General features: G+C 60.7%; 20 protein-coding genes. 1 reads left to right on the forward strand and 19 read right to left on the reverse strand.

Annotated features, from left to right (window positions below; translation table 11 throughout):
• Positions 1 to 498: 498 nt before the first annotated feature.
• Entirely contained in the window at positions 499 to 3444 is a 2946-nt protein-coding gene (locus HF682_RS05750) for an Rne/Rng family ribonuclease (RefSeq protein ID WP_168876258.1), read from the forward strand.
• A 96-nt stretch (positions 3445 to 3540) separates the two neighbouring features.
• Here HF682_RS05750 and HF682_RS05755 read toward each other — a convergent pair whose 3' ends face one another.
• The 19 genes from HF682_RS05755 to tsf form a co-directional block, all read right to left on the reverse strand.
• Positions 3541 to 4326, reverse strand: a complete 786-nt coding sequence (locus HF682_RS05755) for a TrmH family RNA methyltransferase (RefSeq protein WP_205881912.1) — start codon at positions 4324 to 4326, stop codon at positions 3541 to 3543.
• A gap of 19 nt (positions 4327 to 4345) precedes the next feature.
• Entirely contained in the window at positions 4346 to 5800 is a 1455-nt protein-coding gene (locus HF682_RS05760) for an HDOD domain-containing protein (protein WP_168876259.1), read from the reverse strand.
• A gap of 24 nt (positions 5801 to 5824) precedes the next feature.
• On the reverse strand, positions 5825 to 6628 hold the full coding sequence (locus HF682_RS05765; RefSeq protein WP_168876260.1) for a class I SAM-dependent methyltransferase: 804 nt from the start codon (positions 6626 to 6628) through the stop codon (positions 5825 to 5827).
• Positions 6609 to 7520 (reverse strand): flagellar motor protein MotB, encoded by a 912-nt coding sequence (motB, locus tag HF682_RS05770; RefSeq protein WP_168876261.1) that lies wholly within the window; start codon positions 7518 to 7520, stop codon positions 6609 to 6611. Before motB ends, HF682_RS05765 begins: the two co-directional genes overlap by 20 nt.
• Before the next feature lie 27 nt (positions 7521 to 7547).
• Complete coding sequence (gene motA / locus HF682_RS05775; RefSeq protein ID WP_168876262.1) at positions 7548 to 8402, reverse strand: flagellar motor stator protein MotA; 855 nt, start codon at positions 8400 to 8402, stop codon at positions 7548 to 7550.
• A 187-nt stretch (positions 8403 to 8589) separates the two neighbouring features.
• Positions 8590 to 9186: a ribonuclease HII gene (gene rnhB / locus HF682_RS05780; protein WP_168876263.1), complete on the reverse strand. Its 597-nt coding sequence runs from the start codon at positions 9184 to 9186 to the stop codon at positions 8590 to 8592.
• Positions 9183 to 10343, reverse strand: coding sequence for a lipid-A-disaccharide synthase (gene lpxB, locus HF682_RS05785; protein WP_168876264.1), 1161 nt, complete (start codon positions 10341 to 10343; stop codon positions 9183 to 9185). Before lpxB ends, rnhB begins: the two co-directional genes overlap by 4 nt.
• A 54-nt stretch (positions 10344 to 10397) precedes the next feature.
• Entirely contained in the window at positions 10398 to 11174 is a 777-nt protein-coding gene (gene lpxA / locus HF682_RS05790) for an acyl-ACP--UDP-N-acetylglucosamine O-acyltransferase (protein WP_168876265.1), read from the reverse strand.
• A 2-nt stretch (positions 11175 to 11176) separates the two neighbouring features.
• Positions 11177 to 11629 (reverse strand): 3-hydroxyacyl-ACP dehydratase FabZ, encoded by a 453-nt coding sequence (fabZ, locus tag HF682_RS05795; protein WP_168876928.1) that lies wholly within the window; start codon positions 11627 to 11629, stop codon positions 11177 to 11179.
• A gap of 5 nt (positions 11630 to 11634) precedes the next feature.
• Positions 11635 to 12657 (reverse strand): UDP-3-O-(3-hydroxymyristoyl)glucosamine N-acyltransferase, encoded by a 1023-nt coding sequence (gene lpxD, locus HF682_RS05800; RefSeq protein WP_168876266.1) that lies wholly within the window; start codon positions 12655 to 12657, stop codon positions 11635 to 11637.
• An 88-nt stretch (positions 12658 to 12745) separates the two neighbouring features.
• A complete protein-coding gene (locus HF682_RS05805; protein WP_240947056.1) occupies positions 12746 to 13246 on the reverse strand; it encodes an OmpH/Skp family outer membrane protein in 501 nt (166 codons plus the stop codon).
• 49 nt (positions 13247 to 13295) lie between these two features.
• The gene (bamA, locus tag HF682_RS05810) at positions 13296 to 15596 is read right to left on the reverse strand and encodes an outer membrane protein assembly factor BamA (RefSeq protein ID WP_168876267.1); all 2301 of its coding nucleotides are present in this window, start codon (positions 15594 to 15596) and stop codon (positions 13296 to 13298) included.
• Positions 15593 to 16939, reverse strand: a complete 1347-nt coding sequence (gene rseP / locus HF682_RS05815; RefSeq protein WP_168876268.1) for an RIP metalloprotease RseP — start codon at positions 16937 to 16939, stop codon at positions 15593 to 15595. The genes bamA and rseP overlap by 4 nt, the downstream gene beginning before the upstream one ends.
• Positions 16933 to 18129 (reverse strand): 1-deoxy-D-xylulose-5-phosphate reductoisomerase, encoded by a 1197-nt coding sequence (gene ispC / locus HF682_RS05820; protein WP_168876269.1) that lies wholly within the window; start codon positions 18127 to 18129, stop codon positions 16933 to 16935. Before ispC ends, rseP begins: the two co-directional genes overlap by 7 nt.
• A complete protein-coding gene (locus tag HF682_RS05825) occupies positions 18129 to 18989 on the reverse strand; it encodes a phosphatidate cytidylyltransferase (RefSeq protein WP_168876270.1) in 861 nt (286 codons plus the stop codon). The genes ispC and HF682_RS05825 overlap by 1 nt, the downstream gene beginning before the upstream one ends.
• Positions 18983 to 19741, reverse strand: a complete 759-nt coding sequence (gene uppS, locus HF682_RS05830; RefSeq protein WP_168876271.1) for a polyprenyl diphosphate synthase — start codon at positions 19739 to 19741, stop codon at positions 18983 to 18985. Before uppS ends, HF682_RS05825 begins: the two co-directional genes overlap by 7 nt.
• Positions 19742 to 19852: 111 nt before the next feature.
• Positions 19853 to 20410 carry a ribosome recycling factor gene (gene frr / locus HF682_RS05835; RefSeq protein WP_168876272.1) on the reverse strand — a complete coding sequence of 186 codons (558 nt, stop codon included), beginning with the start codon at positions 20408 to 20410 and terminating at the stop codon, positions 19853 to 19855.
• Positions 20411 to 20445: 35 nt separating this feature from the next.
• Entirely contained in the window at positions 20446 to 21165 is a 720-nt protein-coding gene (gene pyrH, locus HF682_RS05840; protein ID WP_168876273.1) for a UMP kinase, read from the reverse strand.
• Positions 21166 to 21257: 92 nt separating this feature from the next.
• On the reverse strand, positions 21258 to 22136 hold the full coding sequence (gene tsf, locus HF682_RS05845) for a translation elongation factor Ts (protein ID WP_168876274.1): 879 nt from the start codon (positions 22134 to 22136) through the stop codon (positions 21258 to 21260).
• Positions 22137 to 22265: the final 129 nt, after the last annotated feature.

A 22265-nucleotide genomic window follows, 5' to 3' on the forward strand; every position in this document is an offset into this window, starting at 1 on the left:
GGCATGAGGTTTTCAACGCATGCAGGGTTAACGTCGCTCACCCTTGAAAGCAGCGATAGTAATAGATTTGCGCGCTAAACGCACCCGCGAGAGATTGCGCAGCTGCCCGTCCGGTTGAAGAGCCGGGCAGGTATGGTGTGGTTTGACTGAGGCCTGTGCCGCCCAAGCATGGCCGCCGCCTCAGCCACCACCGCCCGCCCCGCTACCAGGAGGGGGCAGCTGCTGGACCGGGCAATATTCAACCTGTAACCCGGTCACGTAAAGAATTCGTTGCTGCCCTGTGCAGTATCTGGCAATACCCCGGCTGACGGCGAGCCCCGCCGGGGAGTGTGTTCGCCAGGTGGGTTGCAGCCCGAATTCATGGATGGATCAAGCTACCCCGCCTTCAGCCTGCCTGACGGCGGACCTCACTGGTTGTTCGGATGTGCCGGTTGCCACTGCAACGGCCAAGGAGAGGTGTGATCCGCCCGCCCGTGCATTAGCGCGCGGGGACTGTACATGAAACGCATGTTGTTCAATGCAACGCAGGCTGAAGAGCTGCGCGTTGCCATTGTAGATGGTCAGAAACTGATCGATCTGGATATTGAAACCGTTGGCAAGGAACAGCGGAAAAGCAATATCTACAAGGGTGTCATCACCCGTATCGAGCCCAGCCTCGAAGCCGCTTTCGTCGATTACGGCGAAGAGCGCCATGGCTTCCTGCCCTTCAAGGAAGTATCCCGCAGCTATTTCCTGCCCGGCACCGACGGTCGCGCCCGCATTCAGGACGCGCTGAAGGAAGGCATGGAAGTCATTGTCCAGGTGGACAAGGACGAGCGTGGCAACAAAGGCGCTGCGCTGACCACCTTCATCAGCCTGGCGGGGCGTTATCTGGTGCTGATGCCGAACAACCCGCGCGGTGGTGGTGTTTCCCGCCGGATTGAAGGTGAAGAGCGCAACGAACTGCGCGCCCAGCTGGACCAGCTGGATGCACCGAGCGGCATGAGCGTGATCGGTCGCACTGCCGCGATTGGCCGCACACTGGAAGAACTGCAGTGGGACCTGCGTTACCTGCTGCAACTGTGGTCGGCCATTGATGGCGCGGCCCGTCAGCAAAACGGCGCGTTCCTGATCTATCAGGAATCCAGCCTGGTGATCCGCGCCATCCGCGATTACTTCCAGCCGGACATCGGCGAAGTCCTGATCGACACCGAGAGCCTGTTCGAGCAAGCACGCCAGTTCATGGACCACGTGATGCCGGGCAACGTCAACCGCATCAAGCTGTACAAGGATGACGTTCCGCTGTTCTCGCGTTTCCAGATCGAGCATCAGATTGAAACCGCGTTCCGTCGTGAAGTGCCGCTGCCCTCGGGTGGCGCCATCGTGATCGACCATACCGAAGCGCTGGTGTCGGTGGACGTCAACTCGGCGCGTGCTACCCGTGGTGGCGACATCGAAACCACCGCCTTCAACACCAACCTGGAAGCGGCGGACGAAGTCGCCCGCCAGCTGCGCCTGCGCGACCTGGGCGGCTTGATCGTGATCGACTTCATCGACATGGAAAGCCAGAAAAACCAGCGCGAGGTGGAAAACCGCCTGAAGGATGCGCTGCACCACGACCGTGCCCGCGTACAGATGGGCAAGATTTCGCGCTTCGGCCTGCTCGAGCTGTCGCGTCAGCGCCTGCAGCCGAGCCTGGGTGAAACCGCCCACATGCCCTGCCCGCGCTGCCATGGCACCGGCTTTATCCGTGGCACCGAATCGTCGGCCCTGCACATCCTGCGCATCTTGCAGGAAGAGGCGATGAAGGAGAATACGGGTGCCGTCCATGCCCAGCTCCCGGTCGATGTCGCCACCTTCCTGCTCAACGAGAAGCGCGCCGACATCTACGCCATTGAGGCCCGCCTCAAGGTCAACGTGGTACTGGTACCCAATGTGCACCTGGAAACGCCGAATTACAGCGTGACCCGCCTGCGTCATGACGACCTTAACCACGCCGACGAAGACCTGCCGAGCTACAAACGGGTGGAACAGCAGGCCGAAGACGAGCACAACCACAAGCCGGGCCAGCGCAGCAAGCCGGAAGTACGTCAGCAAGCTGCCGTCAAGGGCATCACGCCGGAGCAACCAGCGCCGGTAGTCGCACCAGCCAGCAAGCCTGCCAGCAGCGAGAACAAGCCGGGCCTGTTGAGCCGCTTCCTCAACTGGCTGAAGGGCGAACCGGAAGCGGCCGCGCCTGCCGCCCAGCCGGCTGCACGTCAGCAAGAACGTCAGTCCGGCCAGCGCCAGCAACGCAATGGCCGTGACCGCAATCGCAATGGCGAGCGCGGCAACCGCGAAGGTGAGCGTCAGGAACGGAGCAACCGCGAAGGTCAGCGTGAACAGCAAGCGCAAGGCGGCCAGAACCGCGAGCGCGATGCCCAGCGTGGCAACCGTCAGGAGCGTGTTGAACGCAATGAGCAGCGCGGTGAAGAGCGTCGCAATGGCCGCAACCGTCAGGACGACAGCCGCAAGGACGACAACAAGCCGGAAGAAACCCGCAATGAGCGCCCGCAGCGTCAGCCGCGCCAGGAAGGCGAGGCACGTGAAGGCGGTCGCGGTCGCAACCGTGCCGAGCGTGAACCGAAGCCGGAAGTGCCGGTCAGTGAGGTCGTCGAAGCGGTGGTGACCGACACCGCCGTGGAAGCCGTGGCGGCAGAGGGCCAGGCCAGCAGCGGTGAAGGCCGTCGTCGCCGCCGCCGTCGTGGTGGCCGGGACCGTCAGAGTGAAGCGGCAGCGACCCCGGGCAGCGATGTACAAGCCGAGTCGTCTGAAGACAGCCAGGATGTAGTGGCAACCAGCAGCGCTCCGGTCGTAGCCGAAGCTGCGCCTGAGGTGGTCACGGCAGCGCCGACTGCTGTAGCCGAAGTGGCGCCGGTCGTGGCAGAAGTTGCAGCAGCCCCTGTCGCCCCGGCTCCTGTGGTCGCGGAGGCACCGGCAGAGGTCATCGCCCCTGCCGTCGCCGAAGTGCCTGTAGTTGCCCCGGTGGTGGTCACTGCTGCTGCTGAAGCGGTCGAGACGGTTGACGTTGCACCGCAAGCGGTGGAAGTCGTCGCTCCGGTCGCTGAAGTAGCGGCTCCGGCAGCGCCGGCTCAGGAAGCAGCTCCTATTGAAGCGGTGGTTGCTGCACCTGCGGAAGAGGTTGCAGAGGTTGTCACCGCAGCGGTAGAAACTCATCCAGTCGAAGCGGTAGCAGAGGTGGTGGAAGCCGCCCCGGCTCGCAGCAGCAACCGCCGTCGCCGCCCCGCCCGCGAAAAGGTGGCTGAGGAGCCGTTGCAGATGGTGGAAACCAGCGATGTCGTGGCACCCGCTCAGCCTGAAGTAGTCGTGGCCAGCGTACCGCGCCCCAGCCGTCCGCGCAGCCGTCGCAAGGCGGAAGACGCTCAGGTCGAAGCCCTGCAGCAGGTGGAAACCCAAGGCGAGTAATCCACCAAGCGCCGCATCCGGGTGCGCCCGGATGCAACAAAGCCCTGAAGTCCGGCAACGCCGGGCATTCAGGGCTTTGTTATTTGCAGCAGGCCGTCAGGGGTGCAGATTTTGCCGCAGTTGCTCGAACAGGCAGATGGCCGCTGCAGCCGCCACGTTAAGGGACTCTACCTTGCCCGGCATGGGAATACGTACCCGCGTGGTACAGCGGGCTTGCAGGGCAGGCCGCACCCCCTGCCCTTCTGCGCCAAACAGCCAGGCCAGCGACCCTCTCAGATCGGTCTGGTAGACGTTGGCAGGCGCATCCAGTGTCGTGCCCACCACGTTGCCCTTGAAGTGATCCAGGCAGGCCAGCAAATCGGCTTGCGCCACCACCCGCACCGCAAAATGCGCCCCCATCCCGGCGCGCAGGGTTTTCGGCGACCAGGGATCGGCACAATCAGGGGACAGTAATACCGCATCAATCCCAGCCGCAGCTGCCGTACGCAAGATGGAGCCGACATTGCCGGGGTCTTGCACACCATCGAGCAAAACAATGCGTTGCTCATGGGGGTGGGGCAGCGCGTGTGCGGCAGGTAGCGGGCAGAGTGCCAGAATGCCCGTTGCTGACGGCAGCTCGCTCAATTGCCCAAACAAGGCCTCGCTGAGCAACAATGTTTCCACCCCGGACAGACGGGCCAGCAAAGGCCGGATTTCCGCATGCTCCAGTGCAGGCTCACTGAGCACCACCGTCTGCGGTGTACTGCCACAATCCAGCAGGCTTTGCAGCAGGTGCACACCATCGAGTACCATCAGGCGAGCTTCCTGCCGGCTGCGGTTATGACTGCACAGTTTTTTCAAGGTTTTGAACCGCGCGTTGGCGGCAGAGCTGATCAACAACACCAGTTTTTCCAGTCAGAGGTCAGGCCGGGCCACCTTTGCCTTCCAGCGCAGCCAGCGCGGTCAGCATCACGGCCTTGAAGTGCGGATAATTGTCGGCATCCAGTTGCGGATGCGTGCTGCCGCCATCCGCGTAGAGCAGGCCCAGCGGATTGGCGCGCACCCACAGCGACATCGCCACCCAGTCCCGCTCCGGCTCAGGCCGCAAGGGCGCAGGCAGGTAGGCTTGCAGATTACGTCGGTTGCTGTCACCGTAGAACAGACTTTGAGTCTTGCCCATCAGTCGGGTAAACAGGTGCGGAGTATTCAGGCCGACGGCCTGATGCCGTAGCGGATGATCATCAGCAAAACCGATGGCAAACCGCAGCTTGAGCTGGTTCGTCGCTTTGTCCTGCGTCAGCAGCGCAACCCGCATCAGGCCGAGACCCAGCCGCAATCCTTTGAACAGCAGGGTCATGATCTGGCCCACATCGGCTTTACGCTCACCGGCCAGTTTCAGCTGGGTGGTCACCTGTTCCAGTATCTTCAGATCCAGTTGCAAGCTGGCCGGCTTGGCCACCGGCGGCTCCGCCCAGTCACCTGGCTGCATGGGAAGCCACATGGCGGGCAAGGCGATGTCCGGGAACGCATTCCACCGGGCGTGCTGCAGCAACAGTCCCTGCTGCCGGGCCGACCATTCTTCGATAGACAGCTTGAGAAACTCGGCCAGCAGCCGGGCAGCCTCTTCATGGTCCGCACGCCACCAGCCCAGCAGGCTGGCACGGGCAGCCTGAACGGCCAGCTGTACGCTGTAATTTCGTGGTTTGTCCAGTTGCTGATCGCACATCAGGCCGGCCAGCAGATAGGGCATGCCAATTTGGCCGACATAGTGCTGCAGCAGGGCCTGATAGCTCAAACCCAGCAATTGCTGCTGCAACGCCGGGTCTGACAGCATGAGGTTAGCATGGCTGTGCCAGTGGATCGGCGCGACACGCTGCGGGTGGGTCAGCAGCAACAAGGGTTCAATCACATCATGCAGCAAAGCCCCCAGAAACACCTCTTCTGCCTTGCTGTCCAGCCGTACCCGAGCCACCTCCCGTGCCAGCAGCCCCGCCAGCAGGCATTGCGACAACCGCCCCTGCAACAGCCGCAACCGTGCAGGATCTTTATCCAGCAGGCGCTCCAGCACGGGCCGCCGGCTGAAGCGGTCATAGAACTGCTCCACGCCGAGCAACATCAACGCATGCTCGAGGCTGGTGATATCACTGGCAAAACTGCCACGCGGGATGGTGTTGACGTAAGACAGGACTTGCAGCGTCAGAAACGGATCGCGTGCCACAATGGCCGCCAGCGCCCCCGGCGAGGACGCCGAGGTACTGACTTGTGCGCTGCGCAGGGCATCTTGCGTCACCTGTAGCATCGGCAGGTTAGCGGGCTGCCAGGCCGTGAGGTAGGGCTCGGCCGCCTTGAGGGTATCCGGAGGTTCTGCAGTGGTCATGCGTGCAGTATAGCGCCTGATGGCTTATTCGGGGACGGCGGCAGCACGCTGGCTTTGCTGCCAGCCATACAATACCGGCTGCAGGGCGTGCCCGGTCTCGCGCTGGAGGTCGGGAGCCTGCCCCGGTATGGCAAAGCTGTTGCTGATCAGCCAGCTGCCGGGCCGCAGCTCCGCTTGTGCCTTTTGCCACACCGCTGGCATGACCAGTGGTGACAGAAAGACGTAGAGCACATCAAAAGCCTGCCAGTCCATGCGCCAGAAGTCTTCGCGCAGCACCCGCACTTGCGGATAGTGGCGCAGGCGCCAGCGGCTCATCAGCCAGGGCAGCCAGGCCACTTCCACGGCCACGTAGTGATGCTGCGGCCAGCGCTGCACCATGGCCGCCACCACGCGGCCCGTGCCACAGCCTAGCTCAGCAATCCGCAAGGGTGCCTCCGACCTGGGCATCAAATCCGGTATGGCCTCCAGCACCGGTGATGCGGACAGAAACAAGGGAACACGCCCCCGCCAGGCCGCCCCCAGCAGCAGGAACAGTACCGCCCCCGCCAGAAGGAACCACCAGGGAGAACCTTGCCACCATTGCATCAGCAGCAGCATGGGGTACAGCAGCAGGGCCGCGACCTGCCAGACACCCGGCAAGCCCAGCACGCGTCCGGGTAGCACGGTCAAGCCCGCCCACAGCAGCAGGGCCAGCCACAGGCGAGGCAGTGCTAATGGGGGAATCTGCTGCAGCAGCCAGGACAGCAGCAGCCAGGCACTCAGTACCAGCAGGGTGAAGCGCCACAAGGCCTGCAGAAAGCGGCCTTGCTCAGGGCGCGCTGCTGGCACCTTGCGCCTGATCCAGCAACTGCTGGGCGGCGGGATCCGACTTGCCGCTGTTTTTCATGATGGCCGTAGTCGTCTCTTCATTCAGCACAATGATGCTGATACGGCGGTTGATCGGCGCATCCGGATGCTCGTCATCCAGCGGCACCGCTGAGCCCAGCCCGACTACGCGCAACACCTTGCCATCTTGCAGGCCGCCAGCAATCATCTCGCGCCGCGAGGTGTTGGCCCGCTCCGCAGACAGCTCCCAGTTGCTGTAACCCCGATCACCACTGCTGTATTGCACGGCATCGGTATGCCCGGACAGGCTGATCCGGTTCGGTACCTCATTCAGCAGCTTGCCGAGGTCACGCAGCAGCTGCACGGTGTAGGGTTGCAGCTTGGCACTGCCACTATCGAACATGGGGCGGTTTTGTTCGTCCACCAGCTGAATGCGCAGGCCTTCCGGTGTCATGTCGATCAGCAGTTGATCCTTGAACTTGGCCAGTTCAGGATTTTGCTCGATCACGGTCTGCACCTTTTCGCGCAGCTTGTCGAACATCATCTTCTCGGCAGCCTGCTTGGCTTTCTTGGCATCATCGTTGGCCGAATCCTGGCCTTTGGACACTTCACCCGAGATGCGTTGCAGATCCTGCCCGCCACCCGGGATGATACTAGTGGCGTTGCCGGTACTGTCGCCACCTTGCAGCGCTACTTTCAGCGGGGTATTGAAATAATCTGAGATACCGGACAGCTTGCCCTTGGACACGGACCCCAACAGCCACATCAGCAGAAAGAACGCCATCATGGCGGTCACGAAGTCAGCATAGGCAATCTTCCACGCGCCGCCATGATGGCCGCCGTGACCCTTGTTGATCTTCTTGACGATTATGGGGCGCTGGGAGTCGTCGCTCATCGCCGCTATCCTTGCCGCTCAGGCGGGTTATTTCTTCTGCTTGACGTGCTCTTCCAGCTCCTTGAAGCTGGGGCGCTCGGTGGAGTACAGCACCTTGCGGCCAAACTCCACCGCCACTTGCGGCGCATAGCCATTCAGGCTGGCGAGCAGGGTCACTTTGACGGTCTGGTACACTTTGGTGGACTCATCGCCCTTGAATTCCAGCACCGTGGACAAGGGACCGACGATGCCGTAAGCCAGCAAAATACCCAAGAAGGTCCCGACCAGGGCGGCACCAATCAACCCCCCCAGTTCAGGCGGTGGCAGGTGCAATGACCCCATGGTGTGCACTACCCCCATCACCGCCGCCACAATACCAAATGCCGGCAGCGCGTCACCCAGCTTGGCAATGGCCGCCGCCGGTACGGCACCCTCGTGGTGATGGGTTTCGATCTCGTTGTCCATCAGGTTTTCGATTTCAAAGGCATTCAGGTTGCCGCCGACCATCAGCCGCAGGTAATCCGTGATGAAATCGACCAGATGATGGTCATGCAGGATTTTGTCGTACTTGCTGAAGATGGGGCTTTTCTCAGGCTCCTCCACATCCGCCTCAATCGACATCAGGCCTTCCTTGCGTACCTTGCCCAGAATCTCGTAGAGCAAGGCAAACAGGTCCATGTAGAAGGCTTTGGTGTAGGCACTGCCCTTGAAAACCGAGGGCAAGGCTTTGAGCGTCGCCTTGAGTGGCTTGCCCCCATAGCCGACGACCAGCGCTCCCAGACCACCGCCAAAAATCATTACCACTTCAGATGGCTGCCACAAGCCACCCAGGTGTCCACCATGCGCAGCATAGGCCCCGAAAATGCAGCCCAGCATGATCACATACCCGATGAGTACAAACATCCGCCTCTTCCCCTCTGTCTGACGTACGAGCGGGTCACGCCTGACGGTGACACCTGCTCAACTCCGCGTACATCAGTATCTAGCCTAGCCGATTATGCCATGATTGCCAGCGTAAACCGTGTGACAGCCCCTGCAATAAATGACATTGTGGTCACTGTTGTGGCATGGATGCCGGTTCACCCACCGCTCAAAACTCGAACACCGCCTGTCCCTTACCATGCATCAGTACCTCCCGTACCGGCGCAAAGCTGCGGCGGTGTTCGCGCAAGACACCGTGCTCGCGAATCGCTGCCAGGTGTTCAGCGGTCGGGTAACCTTTGTGTGCAGCAAAACCATATTGCGGGTAGCTCTGGTGCAAGGCGCACAGCTCGGCATCACGCGCTGTCTTGGCCAGAATGGAGGCCGCCGAAATCGCAGGCTCCAGCGCATCCCCCTTGACGATGGCCGTCGCTGGAATCGCCAATTTAGGGACACGGTTACCGTCAATCAGGGCATGGCTGGCCGCAGGCTGCAGCTGCGCCACCGCCCGGCTCATGGCCAGCAGGCTGGCGTGCAGGATGTTCAGCTGGTCAATCTCCGCCACGCTGGATGAGGCAATGGCCCAAGCCAATGCCCGCTCACGAATCAATACCGCCAGATGTTCGCGTCGGGTGGCGGTCAATTTTTTGGAGTCCGCCAGACCCTCGATCGGGCGAGCGGGGTCCAGAATCACCGCCGCCGCAAACACGGCCCCGGCCAGCGGCCCCCGCCCGGCTTCGTCGACACCGCACACCCACAGCGTCATGCGCGGCTATCCAGTACGGTAGCCACCGCATCAGCAGCACGCTCGGAGGTGTTTTGCCGCAGCAGCTGATGCAGGGTGGTAAACCGCTCGACCAGCGCCTCGCGGAAGGTTTTGTCCCGATACTGCCGCAGCAGCTCGGTGGCCAGTCGTTCCGGTGTCGCCTCTTTCTGCAACAGCTCCGGCACCACAAACTCCTTGCACAGGATATTGGGCAGCCCCACATAAGGGAGGTACATCTTGCGGGTCATCAACCACCAGGAGAGGCGCGACAGCTTGTAGGTAATCACCATGGGGCGCTTGAGCAAGGCCGCCTCCAGCGTGGCGGTGCCACTCGCCACCAAGACCACGTCGGCGGCAATCATGGCATCATGCGCATGACCGTACATCAGCTGGATGTCCCGATCCGCGGCACCGCACTTGTAGACGGCCTGCTCAAACCGCTGCCGGGTTTCCCGTGTCGCCAGCGGCACCAGAAACAGGGCCTCCGGAATCTCATCTGCAATCCGCTTGACGGTTTCAACAAACAGATTGGCATGCAGCGCCACTTCGCTCTGCCGACTGCCTGGCAGCAGGGCAAATACCGGACGGTTGGGCCCAATACGCATTTGTTCCCGCATCTCGCCTTGTTTGGGCTGCATGGGCAGCACATCGGCAAGCGGGTGACCGACATAGGTTACCGGCACCTGCTCGGCCTGATACAGCGCAGGCTCAAACGGGAACAGGGCCAGCATGTGGCTGACCGCCCGCTTGATTTTGTGAATGCGCTTGCCACGCCAGGCCCAGATAGAGGGGCTGACGTAGTGAATGGTGGGGATGCCACGCCTCTTCAGCGCCAGCTCCAGATCCAGGTTGAAGTCCGGCGCGTCAATGCCGATGAACACATCCGGCGGCTCACGCAGCAAGCGCTGGCGCAGGGCCTTGCGGATGCCAACGATTTCGCGGTAATGCTTCAGCACCTCTACATAACCGCGCACGGCCAGTTTTTCCTGTGGCCACCAGCTTTCCATGCCTTGGCTGATCATGCGTGGTCCACCAATGCCCACAAAACGGGCCTGCGGAAATCGCTCTTTCAGCGCCGCCAGCAGGTGACCACCGAGCAGGTCGCCCGAAGCTTCACCCGCAACCAGTGCAATGGTAAAAGGCCGTGTGTCGACCATTTACCCCTCCCTTTGTATTTTTGTTCTGTTATCCCGCATACCGCGACAAGGCGGTCAGCGGATGATGCCGCGTGTTGCCCGCAGCAGTGAATCGGCCAGCACTTGCAAGGCTGGCTCTGCTTGGGCCTGTCGCACAATCTCATCGCGTGCTTCGGCAAAGGTCAGCCCGGCTTTGTACAGCGTCTTGTACGCGCGCCGGATGGCTTGCACCTGCTCCGGACTAAAACCGCGACGCTTCAGCCCTTCGGCATTGATACCGTGCGGTTGTGACGGATTGCCGGAGGCGGTGACATAGGCCGGCACATCCTGCAGCAGGATGGTGCCCATGGCGGTCATGCAGTGCGCACCGATCTGTACAAACTGGTGTACCACGGTAAAGCCGCCCAGAATGGCATAATCACCCACCACCACATGCCCGGCCAACTGGGCATTGTTGGCAAAGGTGGTGCGGTTACCCACCTGGCAATCATGCGCCAGATGCACATAGGCCATGATCCAGTTATGGTCGCCCATGCGGGTGACACCACCATCTTGCGCAGTGCCACAGTTGAAGGTGCAGAACTCACGAATGGTATTGTCGTTGCCGATTTCCAGCCGGGTCGGCTCCCCCGCGTATTTTTTGTCTTGCGGGATGGCACCGATTGAGCTGAACTGAAAAATACGATTACGTTCGCCAATGCGGGTATGCCCCTCGACCACCACATGCGGGCCTATCCAGCTACCGGCACCGATTTCAACATGCTCACCGATCAGGCTGTATGCACCGACTTCGACATCCTCCGCCAGTCGGGCGGCCGGATGAACGATGGCGGTGGGATGGATGCGCGCCAAGGTCAGGCCTCCGCTGCGGCTGGCAGGTCACGCTGGGCACACATCAGGTCCGCCTCGGTGACCACTTGGCCATCCACCCGGGCCTCGGCCTTGTATTTCCAGACGCCGCGCTTGTGAGCCTGCACGGTGACGTGCAGGTCCAGGCGATCACCCGCCGACACCGGCTTCTTGAAGCGGGCCGCATCAATGCCCACAAAGTAATACACCGAGTCATCGGTCGGCAGCGTACCCAGGGTCTTGAAGCTGAGGATGGCCGCTGCCTGGGCCAGTGCTTCCAGAATCAGCACCCCCGGCATCACCGGGTGATGCGGGAAGTGCCCCGGAAAGAAGGGCTCATTGATGGTCACATTCTTGTAGGCGTGAATGTGTTTGCCGGCCTCCACATCCAGTACCCGGTCCACCAGCAGGAAGGGGTAGCGGTGTGGCAGGTACTTGAGGATCTGATGGATGTCCATGGTGTTCATGCGTCGTTATCTCCGGGTTGCCTCTGCTGCTCCAGCGCTTTCAGGCGACTGCTCAGCTTGTCGTATTGTTTCAGCTGCGCAGCATGTCGCAGCCAGTCTTCATGGGGTTCAAACGGGTAGGCACCGGTGTAGGTACCGGGTTGCCGTATAGATTTGGTAATCAGCGTTGCTGCCGAGACGTGAACATGGTCTGCCAGGCTGAGGTGGCCCAAAATGATGGCACCGCCCCCCACCGTACAGTGGGCACCGATTTTGGCGCTGCCCGCCACCCCCACACATCCCGCCATTGCGGTATGGTCGCCCACCTGCACGTTGTGCCCAATCTGGATCTGGTTGTCCAGCTTGACGCCGTTGCCGATCACGGTATCGGCCATGGCACCCCGGTCGATGGTGGTGTTGGCGCCGATCTCGACATCATTACCTATCCGTACAATACCAATCTGGGGGATTTTCTCCCAGCGACCGCCATCGTTGGCCACACCAAAGCCGTCGGCACCAATCACCGCACCACTGTGAACCAGGCCCCGCTCCCCGATGATGCAGCCATGCTGTATCACCACGCGCGCCATCAGCCGGGTATGCGCACCAATGCTGGCCCCTTCACCGACATAACACTGGGGGCCAATCAGGGCATGCGCGCCAACCATGGCATTGGCACCGATATACGCCAGTGCGCCCACTTCAGCACTGGGGTCCACCACCGCTCCCACTTCCACCACGGCTGAGGGATGAATACCTGGACGTATTGGCGGTACCGGGTTCAGCAGCTGTGAAACCCGGGCGAAATACAGATAGGGGTTATCCGCAACGATGCAATGGCCCGCATGGCCTGCTGCCAGATCAGCAGGCAGGATCACGGCTGTCGCCTGAGTCGTGGCCAACTGACGGGCATATTTGCGATTGGCCAGGAAACTGATCTGCCCGGCACCGGCGAGTTCGAGCGGCGCCACCTGGATGACGTCAACATCCTCGCCTTGCAAACACCCACCCAGCAGGCTTACCAGTTGGCTTAATCGCATGCTTATCCTGTAAACACGGAATGCCCCAGCGGGGCATTCCTTGATTCACCTGGCCATCGCCAAGGTGACACCTGCATGGCTGGCGGCCTTATTTGCCGCCCAGCATCTTCAGCAGTTTATCGGTGACATCCACTTGCGGACCGTAATACGGCAACTCATCGCCTTGCACAATCAGGTCATACTTCTCCGTACTGGCCAGCTGCTTGATGGCCTTGCGCAGCAACTCACCGGTACGACTCTCGTCCTCGGCCTGCTTGGCGCTGACATCTTCACGAAACTCACGCAGTTTGCGCTGGAACTGGGTGCTCAAATCACGCAAGGCTTTTTGCTTCTTGGTTTTGTCGGCCTCCGACATGGTGGCCTCGTTCTTTTCCAGATCAGCCTGCATGTCCTTGGCTTGAGACTCCATCCTCTGGAGCTCTGCCTGGCGCCGGGCAAACTCTTCCTTGACCTTCTTGTCATCTTTCTGATTCGACACCGCCTGAACGATGCGCTCCAGACTGAACACCCCGATCTTGGTTTCCGCCGCTGCGCCAGTCGCTACCGCCAAAGCCAACAGGCCGCCCATTACCTTGGAAAACTTGCTCAACTTGTACTCTCCATCACATCTGTCGCCAGCGCCAGGCTGACAAAGGAAATCAAAACACGCTGCCAATCTGGAACTGGAAACGCTGCTTGCGGTCGCCACTCTTCTTGCGAATCGGCTGCGCCATGCTGAACTTCAAGGGCCCCAGCGGGGAAATCCACGACAAACCGACCCCCACAGACGCACGCAGCTCGCCTAGGCTGAATTTGTTGCTAGCCAATCCACTGACATCATTCGGACCAAAAACGTTCCCGGCATCCAGGAAGGCACTCAGTCGCAGCGTCCGGTCATGCTTCATGCCCGGGAAAGGGAAGAACATTTCGGCATTCAGCACCAGACGCTTGTCTCCACCTATGCTGGCGCCCGTACTGTCACGCGGACCCAGTGAGCTACCGTCAAAGCCCCGCACCGAGCCAACCCCGCCCGCAAAGTAGTTGCGGTAAAACGGCAGATCCTTGCCACCGGTCGCCTTACCCATGGCGATTTCACCGTTCAGCATCAGCGTCACTTCGCGCGACAGCGGGAAGAACTGCTGGTACTGATAACCCAGCTTGTAGTATGGCACCTTGGTACCGACACCCGTTTCGAAGGTTGCACTCTGGTAACGACCCTCATTCGGTGCCACTGCACTGTCGCGGGTATCACTGGCCCAGCTGGCGCTACCAATAATGGTACGAATCCGGTTGCCGTTCTGATTGATGAAGGCATTGGCAATCGGCGAACCAGATATCGGGTCACTGGTCAGCTTGGTCTGATCGAAGGTCAGTCCGAAGTTGATCACGTCCTCTTCCGAGATCGGCATCCCCAAACGGGCGCCGATACCGGCCGTTGCCATCACATACTTGCCGGTGTCAATTTTTTCCGGCTTAGCATTATTCACATACAGGTCATAGCCCAGGCTCAAGCCATCCACCGTGAAATACGGGTCGGTATAAGACAGGTTGAGGCCACGCTGGCTCTTGCTGGTATTGATCGAGGCCGACACATACTTGCCGGTACCAAAGATATTGCTCTGCGTGATGCCGGCCTGTATCACGGCCCCCTCAGACTGGCCATAGCCGACACCAAACTGGATGTTGCCGCTCGGCTTTTCCTTGACCTTGACCTCAACGTCCACCTGGTCAGTGGTGCCTGCAACTGCTGGCGTATCCAGCCCCACCTCGGTGAAGTAGCCCAGGTTATCCACCCGGTTACGCGAGCGCTTGACCTTGTCACCATCGTACGAGGCATTTTCCATCTGCCGCATTTCCCGGCGGATCACCTCATCTTTGGTACGGGTATTGCCGCTGATATTGATACGGCGCACATACACCTTGCGGCCCGGATCCACATAGAAGGTAAACGAAGCGGTCTGCTTGTCGCGATCCAGTTGCGGTACCGCATTGACATTGGCAAAGGCGTAGCCATCGTTGGACAGCCGGTCCGCCATGGCGCTGTTGCTGCTCACCAGTTTGTCGCGGTTGAACACATCACCGGGCACCAGCTGAATCAGCTTGCGCAGTTCTTCTTCCGGCACCAGTAACTCACCAGCCAGCTTCAGCTCACCCACCTTGTACTGCTTGCCTTCCGTCACGTTGACGGTAACGTAGATGTCTTCCTTGTCCGGCGAGATGTTGACCTGGGTCGAGTCCACATTGAACTCAAGATAGCCCTGATTCTGATAGAAAGAACGCAAGGTTTCCAGGTCAGCTTCCAGCTTCTGCTTGGAGTACTGGTCTGCCTTCGACAGCCAGGTCATCCAGCCGCTGGTCGACAGGCGCATCTCGTCGATCAGGTCATCTTCCGAAAAAGCCTGGTTACCGACAATGCTGATGCGCTTGATCCGCGCCACTACGCCTTCGGAGATATCGAAGTTGACAGCGACCCGATTACGCTCCAGCGGCGTCACCGAGGTCTTGATGTCCACACTGTATTTGCCACGGTTGAAGTACTGACGCTTCAACTCCTGCTCAGCCTGTTCCAGCAAGGACTTGTCAAAGATCAGCGACTCAGCCAGACCGGCACCCTTCATCGCCTTCTTCAGCTGATCCGCGTTGAATTCCTTGGCGCCGGTGATGTTGATCTGGGCAATGGAGGGACGCTCGACCAGTGTCACCACCAGCACATTGTCTTCCACTTCCAGACGCACATCCTTGAAGAAGCCGGTGCCATAGAGCGCCTTGACAGCGGCACTGGCCTTGCTGTCATCAAAGGTCTCACCCACCTTGACCGGCAGGTAGGTAAAGATGGTACCGACCTCGGTTCGCTGCAGGCCCTCGACCCGGATGTCCTTCACCACAAAAGGCTCCAGCGCCCAGGCTGGAGCCGCAAAGGCGGCGAGTAACGCAACCGCGAGGGTTTTTTGTTTGATCATGCGTGTAGAAACAGTCGTTGAACGTCGTTATACAACGCGATGGACATCAGCATCAGCAGGACGGCAACGCCGACATACTGGCCAATCTCCTGTGCGCGCACAGATACCGGGCTGCCCTTGATCAGCTCGGCGACATAATACATGAAATGCCCACCATCCAACATCGGCACCGGCAACAAGTTAAGCACACCCAGGCCGATACTGACAAACGCAATGGTCAGCAGGTAAGGCACCCAGCCAATGGCGGCCGCCTCACCCGACACTTTGGCCACCGAACCTGGCCCACCCAGATTCTCCACCCCCACCCGTCCGGTCAGCATCTTGCCCAGCATCTGCAAGGACAAGCTCGCTGTGATGCGGGTACGCACCATCGCATGTTGCAGCGCCTGCCACGGCCCAAGCTGCAGCACCATGGCCTGCTTGCGGGTGGCTTCGACATCCCAGCCCAAGGATACTCCCAGCTTGCCGATTCGCTGACCATTCTCTTGCACGACATCAGGGGTCGCTTGCAGCGTCAGCACTTGCCCCTGACGCTGTACCTGCAACGTGATGAGCCGCCCGGCTGTCTGCTGAATCCGGTCGATCAGCATCCCGCCATCCAGCACCTTTTGCCCATTGATCGACAGGATACGGTCCCCTTCCTTCAATCCTGCTTTAAGTGCTGCCCCCTTGGGTTCTTTGCCCACCACCGTTGATCTGAACTCGGGAATCAGCCCCAACCGGTCTACCAGCCCAACATCGATCTTCTCTTGCCCTGCAGAAAAATCCAGCACCCGCGTGGCACGCGCCCCGCTCTCAGTCTGCACCTCCAGCGCTACGCGCTCATCGCCCAGCGCCGCACCGAACAAACGAAGACGAAAATCTTCCCAAGACAGGATTTCGGTGCCATTCATGGTCAGGATACGATCCCCACTCTGAAACCCGGCCTGAGCGGCGGGCGTGGATGGGAATACTGAGCCTAGACGCGGCTGGAAATCCGCCATGCCAACCAGCAGCATGCCGCTGTAGATCAGGATCGCCAGCAGAAAATTGGCAAACGGCCCGGCCAGCACCACCAGCATGCGCATCCAGACCGGTCGGCGGTTGAAGGCACGATGCACCTCATGCGGCTCGACTGGAGCCTCCCGCTCGTCCAGCATGCGCACATAGCCGCCCAAGGGCAGCATGCAGATGGCGAACTCGGTCTGGTCCTGACCAAAACGGCGCAACCAGATCGGTTTGCCAAAGCCCAGCGCAAAACGCAGCACCTTGACACCGCAACGGCGCGCCACCCAGTAATGACCGAACTCATGGATGGTCACCAGCACCGAGATCAGCCCGAGAAAGGCAAACAGGGTCAGCATGCCAAAGCCTTCATTTGCACCATTGCCTGACGGCGCGCCTCTGTGTCCACCGCCAGCGTACTCTCCATATCGCTCGGGGCAGCCGGCTGATAATGCTCCAGCGTGGTTTCCACCAGCCGCGCAATGTCGGTGAAGCGGATACGGCGTGAGAGAAAGGCGTCTACCGCCACCTCGTTGGCGGCATTGAGCACCGCGGGCATCGCCCCTGCCGCACGCAGGGCATCAAACGCCAGTCGCAGACAGGGAAAACGCTGCAGGTCGGGCGGGTAGAAATTCAGCGCACCGAACTTGCCAAACTCCAGCGGGCTGACGCCGGCTTCAATCCGCTGCGGGTAATCCAGGGCGTAAGCAATCGGCGTACGCATATCCGGGCTACCCAGCTGGGCCAGGATCGAGCCATCCAGATACTCCACCATCGAATGCACGATGCTCTGCGGGTGAATCACCACATCAATCAGTTCCACCGGCGTCGAGAACAGCCAGTGCGCTTCGATCACCTCCAGCCCCTTGTTCATCATGGTGGCGGAATCGACCGAAATTTTGCGGCCCATCGACCAGTTGGGATGCGCGCAGGCTTGCTCCGGCGTCACCTCGTGCAAGGTGGCCGGGTCACGGTCACGGAAGGGGCCACCGGATGCCGTCAGCAAAATACGCCGGATACCATGGCTGCGCGGATGTTCCCGCACCAGCGCATTGCGATAGTCACGTGGCAGGGTCTGGAAAATGGCGTTGTGTTCGGAATCAATCGGCAGCAACTGTGCACCCGATGCCTGCACGGCATCCATGAACAGCTTGCCTGCCAGCACCAGGGTTTCCTTGTTCGCCAGCAGCACCCGCTTGCCAGCCTGAGCGGCAGCAAAGCTGGATGGCAACCCCGCCGCGCCGACGATGGCCGCCATCACGGTATCGACGTCCGGATGCGAAGCCACTGCCACCAGCCCTGCCTCGCCCGCCAGCACTTCGGTGCTCAAGCCGTGCTCGCGCAACTGCTGCTGCAGCTGGGCCGCCAGCGCTTCGTCCCCCAGCACCGCATAGCGGGGATGAAACTGCAGGCATTGCTCACGCAGTTTGTCCAGTTGGCGATGCGCGGTCAGCGCAAACACCTGAAAGCGTTCCGGGTGACGTGCCACCACATCCAGCGTGGATACCCCAATCGAACCGGTCGCCCCCAGTACGGTAATCTGCCGCATTACAACCCTTTCACCAGCAACAACAGGGCGAAACTCACCGGCAATACCGCCAGCAAGGCATCCACCCGATCCAGCACACCGCCATGTCCCGGCAGCAGCTGGCTACTGTCCTTGATCCCGGCGCAGCGCTTCAGCCAGGATTCATACAAATCACCCATGATGGACAAGGGGGTCAGCAACACAGCCGCCAGGACCGCCTGCCCCAGGCTCAACTGCAACAGTCCCAGCCAGCCCCAATGCCAAGCCAGCGCGGCATACAGCGTGGTACCGGCAAACGCCCCGGCCACCCCTTCCCAGGTCTTGCCGGGGCTGATGGCAGGCGCCAGCTTGTGTTTGCCAAACGCGCGGCCCGCAAAATAGGCCGCCGAATCCGCCACCCACACCAGCGCCATCACCGCCAACGTCAGCTCCGCACCAGCCCGCCCGCTCGCCAATCCGAAACGCCAGCTGACCAGCGACCAGGCAAACGGCAGCAGCGCCAGCACACCGGCCAGCCACAAAAACCATGTTTGCTGGATTTTCAGCTGGCGCGCCAGCCACAGCGGTACGATCAGCAGCCAGAATCCCAGCACCGACACTACCAGCAGCGACTGCACCAGGCCCGGCCGAATCCCCACATGCATCCACCACAGCGGCGACTGCAGACTGAGCCAGTACCAGCCCCCCGCCAGCGCGAGACAGCAGAGGATGAACAGACTATGCTGCAGACGCCCCATCCGCGCCAACCGACCCCACTCCCAGGCGGCCAGTCCCAGCACCCCGGCGATTGCCAGCTGCCAGACGGTCATACTGGCCTCAAACAGCCCCAGCAGCACCAGCGGAATCAGGACCAGTGCGGTCAGGATACGGGTTTTCAGCATGGCGGGTCCGCCTGTTGCACTTGCTCACTGGTGCGGCCAAATCGCCGCTCGCGCTCTTGATAGGAGGCGATGGCCTCCATCAGCGAGGCACGCTGAAAATCCGGCCACAGGGTCGGGGTGAAATAGAATTCGCTATACGCCAGCTGCCACAGCAGGAAGTTGCTGATGCGCTCTTCGCCGCCGGTACGGATAAACAGGTCCGGCTCCGGCGCATAGCTCATGGAGAGGTAGGGCGTGAAATCGGCCTCGGTAAAATCCTGTGCCTTGTCCGGCTGCTCCGCCAGCATGCGGCGCATGGCGTTAAGGATGTCCCAGCGGCCGCCATAGTTGGCGGCAATGGTCAGCGTCAGCTTCTGGTTGTTCGCCGTCAGCGCTTCAGCGCGCTGGATCAGCTGCTGCAGATTGGGGGCAAAACGGCTGAGGTCGCCCACCACCTTCAGGCGCACGCCATGCTTGTGCAGCTTGCCCACCTCGCCTTCCAGCGCATGGACAAACAACTGCATCAACAGCGACACTTCATCCGCCGGGCGACGCCAGTTTTCGCTGGAGAAGGCAAACAGGGTCAGGTACGCCACCCCCTCCGCCACGCAGGCCTTCACCACCTCGCGCACCGACTCCACCCCTTTGCGGTGGCCTGCCACCCGTGGCAGGAAGCGCTTTTTGGCCCAGCGGCCATTACCGTCCATGATGATGGCGATGTGGCGCGGCACCCGACGGCAGCCGGGGATGGTCTGGGTTGAACTTTCGAACATGCAGGAGCCTGTCTCTCTGATTCCGGCTGAAACAGCCAGAAACGAAACCGCCGCTGTCGGCCTGGCCAACAGCGGCGTCTTGCAAAGGTCAGAAGGAAAACATCAGACCGCTCAAACGGCCATCAGTTCCGCTTCCTTGGCCTGCAGCAGCTTGTCTGCTTCGGCGATGTGCTTGTCGGTCAGCTTCTGCACATCGTCCTGCGCACGGCGCTCTTCGTCTTCCGAGATCGCCTTGTCCTTCAGGGCGCGCTTGAGCTGGTCGTTGGCATCACGGCGCACATTGCGGATAGCCACACGCGCGTTTTCCGCTTCCGCCCGCACCACCTTGGTCAGGTCACGGCGACGTTCTTCAGTCAGGGCCGGCATCGGCACCCGGATCAGCTCACCACTGGACACCGGGTTCAGACCAAGGTCAGAATCCCGAATCGCCTTTTCTACTGCAGCGGCCATTTTCTTTTCATACGGGGCCACACCGATGGTACGCGCATCCACCAGTGTGATGTTAGCAACCTGGTTGATGGCCGTCGGCGAACCGTAGTAATCCACCATCACATGGTCCAGCAGGCCGGTATGCGCACGCCCGGTACGTACCTTGCTGAAATCCGATTTCAGGGTTTCCAGCGTCTTCAGCATCTTCTGTTCGGCGTTTTTTTTGACATCCGCAATCATGCTTCTTGCTCCTGACAACAGCTCAGCGCCCGTCTTCAGACGTGCACCAGGGTTCCTTCGTTTTCACCCATCACCACGCGTTTCAATGCACCCGCCTTGAAAATGCTGAATACCGAAATCGGCATTTTCTGGTCGCGGCACAGGGTCAGCGCAGTCGCATCCATCACCTTCAGGTTCTTGGCAATCGCCTCATCAAACGTGATGGTCTGGTAACGCTCGGCATCCGGGTTGGTTTTCGGATCATCAGTATACACGCCATCCACCTTGGTGGCTTTCAATACGATGTTGGCCCCGATTTCCATGCCGCGCAGGGCGGCGGCGGTATCGGTGGTGAAGAAGGGGTTGCCGGTACCGGCGGCGAAAATCACCACCTTGCCTTCTTCCAGATAACGCATGGCCTTGCCCCGGATGTACGGTTCAGCCACTTGCTGCATGGTCAGCGCCGATTGTACCCGGCTGACCACACCAATATGCTTCAGGGCGTCCTGCAGGGCCAGGGCGTTCATCACGGTGGCCAGCATGCCCATGTAGTCGGCAGTGGCGCGGTCCATCCCGGCTGCTGCCGGTGCCACACCACGAAAAATATTGCCGCCGCCAATCACCACGGCGACTTGCACGCCCAGATCAACCACGTCCTTGACCTCGCGCACCATCTGCTCGATGGTGGCACGGTTGATCCCGTAGCTGTCATTACCCATCAGGGCTTCACCGGAAAGTTTCAGCAGGATGCGGGTGTAAGCAGGGTTTGTGCTCATGACTGGGCCTCTCTCGGGTTAACGGGCAATTCGGTACAGCAGGTACGACACCGCCCCCGACCAGCGGGGGCGGCTTGACGGTTGCAGCAGGATCAGACCTTGGCAGCAGCAGCCACTTCAGCGGCGTAATCCACCACCTTCTTCTCGATACCTTCGCCCACCACGTACAGGGTGAATGCGTTCACCTTGGCGCTGTTGGCCTTCAGCAATTGCTCGATGGACTGCTTGTCGTCCTTGACGAAGGGCTGGCTCAGCAGCGTCACTTCCTTCAGGAACTTCTGCACGGTACCTTCGGCAATCTTTTCCAGCATGGCTTCCGGCTTGCCGGCTTCCTTGGCACGCTCGATGGCCACGCGGCGCTCGGTTTCGATCAGCTCGGCGTCCACGCCGGATGCGTCCAGCGACTTCGGCTTGGAAGCAGCAATGTGCATGGCAATATCCTTGCCCAGCACGTCGTCACCACCGGTCAGGTCCACCATCACGCCAATACGGGCACCGTGCAGGTAAGCGGCCAGCTTGCCTTCGGTGGTGTAGCGTACGAAGCGACGGATGGTCATGTTTTCGCCCAGCTTGGCGATGGCGGCCTTGCGCACTTCTTCCACGGTTTCACCGCTGGCGGTCTTCACGTCAGACAGTGCAGCCACGTCGGCCGGGTTGGCGTTGGCAACAGCTTCAGCAGCTTGCTTGGCCAGTGCCACGAAGGTCGGGTCCTTGGCCACAAAGTCGGTTTCGCAGTTCACTTCCACCAGTGCGCCCAGCTTGCCGTCGGCGCTGATGAAGTGGCCCACGATGCCTTCAGCGGCCACGCGATCAGCCATCTTGCCAGCCTTGTTGCCCGCCTTGATGCGCAGCAGTTCTTCGGCCTTCTTCAGGTCGCCAGCGGTTTCCACCAGCGCCTTCTTGCATTCCATCATGCCCAGCCCGGTCATCTCACGCAGCTCGGACACCATCTTTGCGGTAATTTCTGCCATGGTTCTCTTCCTGAAGTTTTCTGTAGATCATTGGCGCATGCCCGCCACCCGGCGTTCATGCTACATCCTGCATATTGCAAATTGCCCCACCCGAGGCGGCAGATACGACAAGGGGGCTTACGCCCCCTT

It is taken from the genome of Leeia aquatica (assembly GCF_012641365.1).
In the GTDB taxonomy this organism is placed as follows: Bacteria; Pseudomonadota; Gammaproteobacteria; order Burkholderiales; family Leeiaceae; genus Leeia; species Leeia aquatica.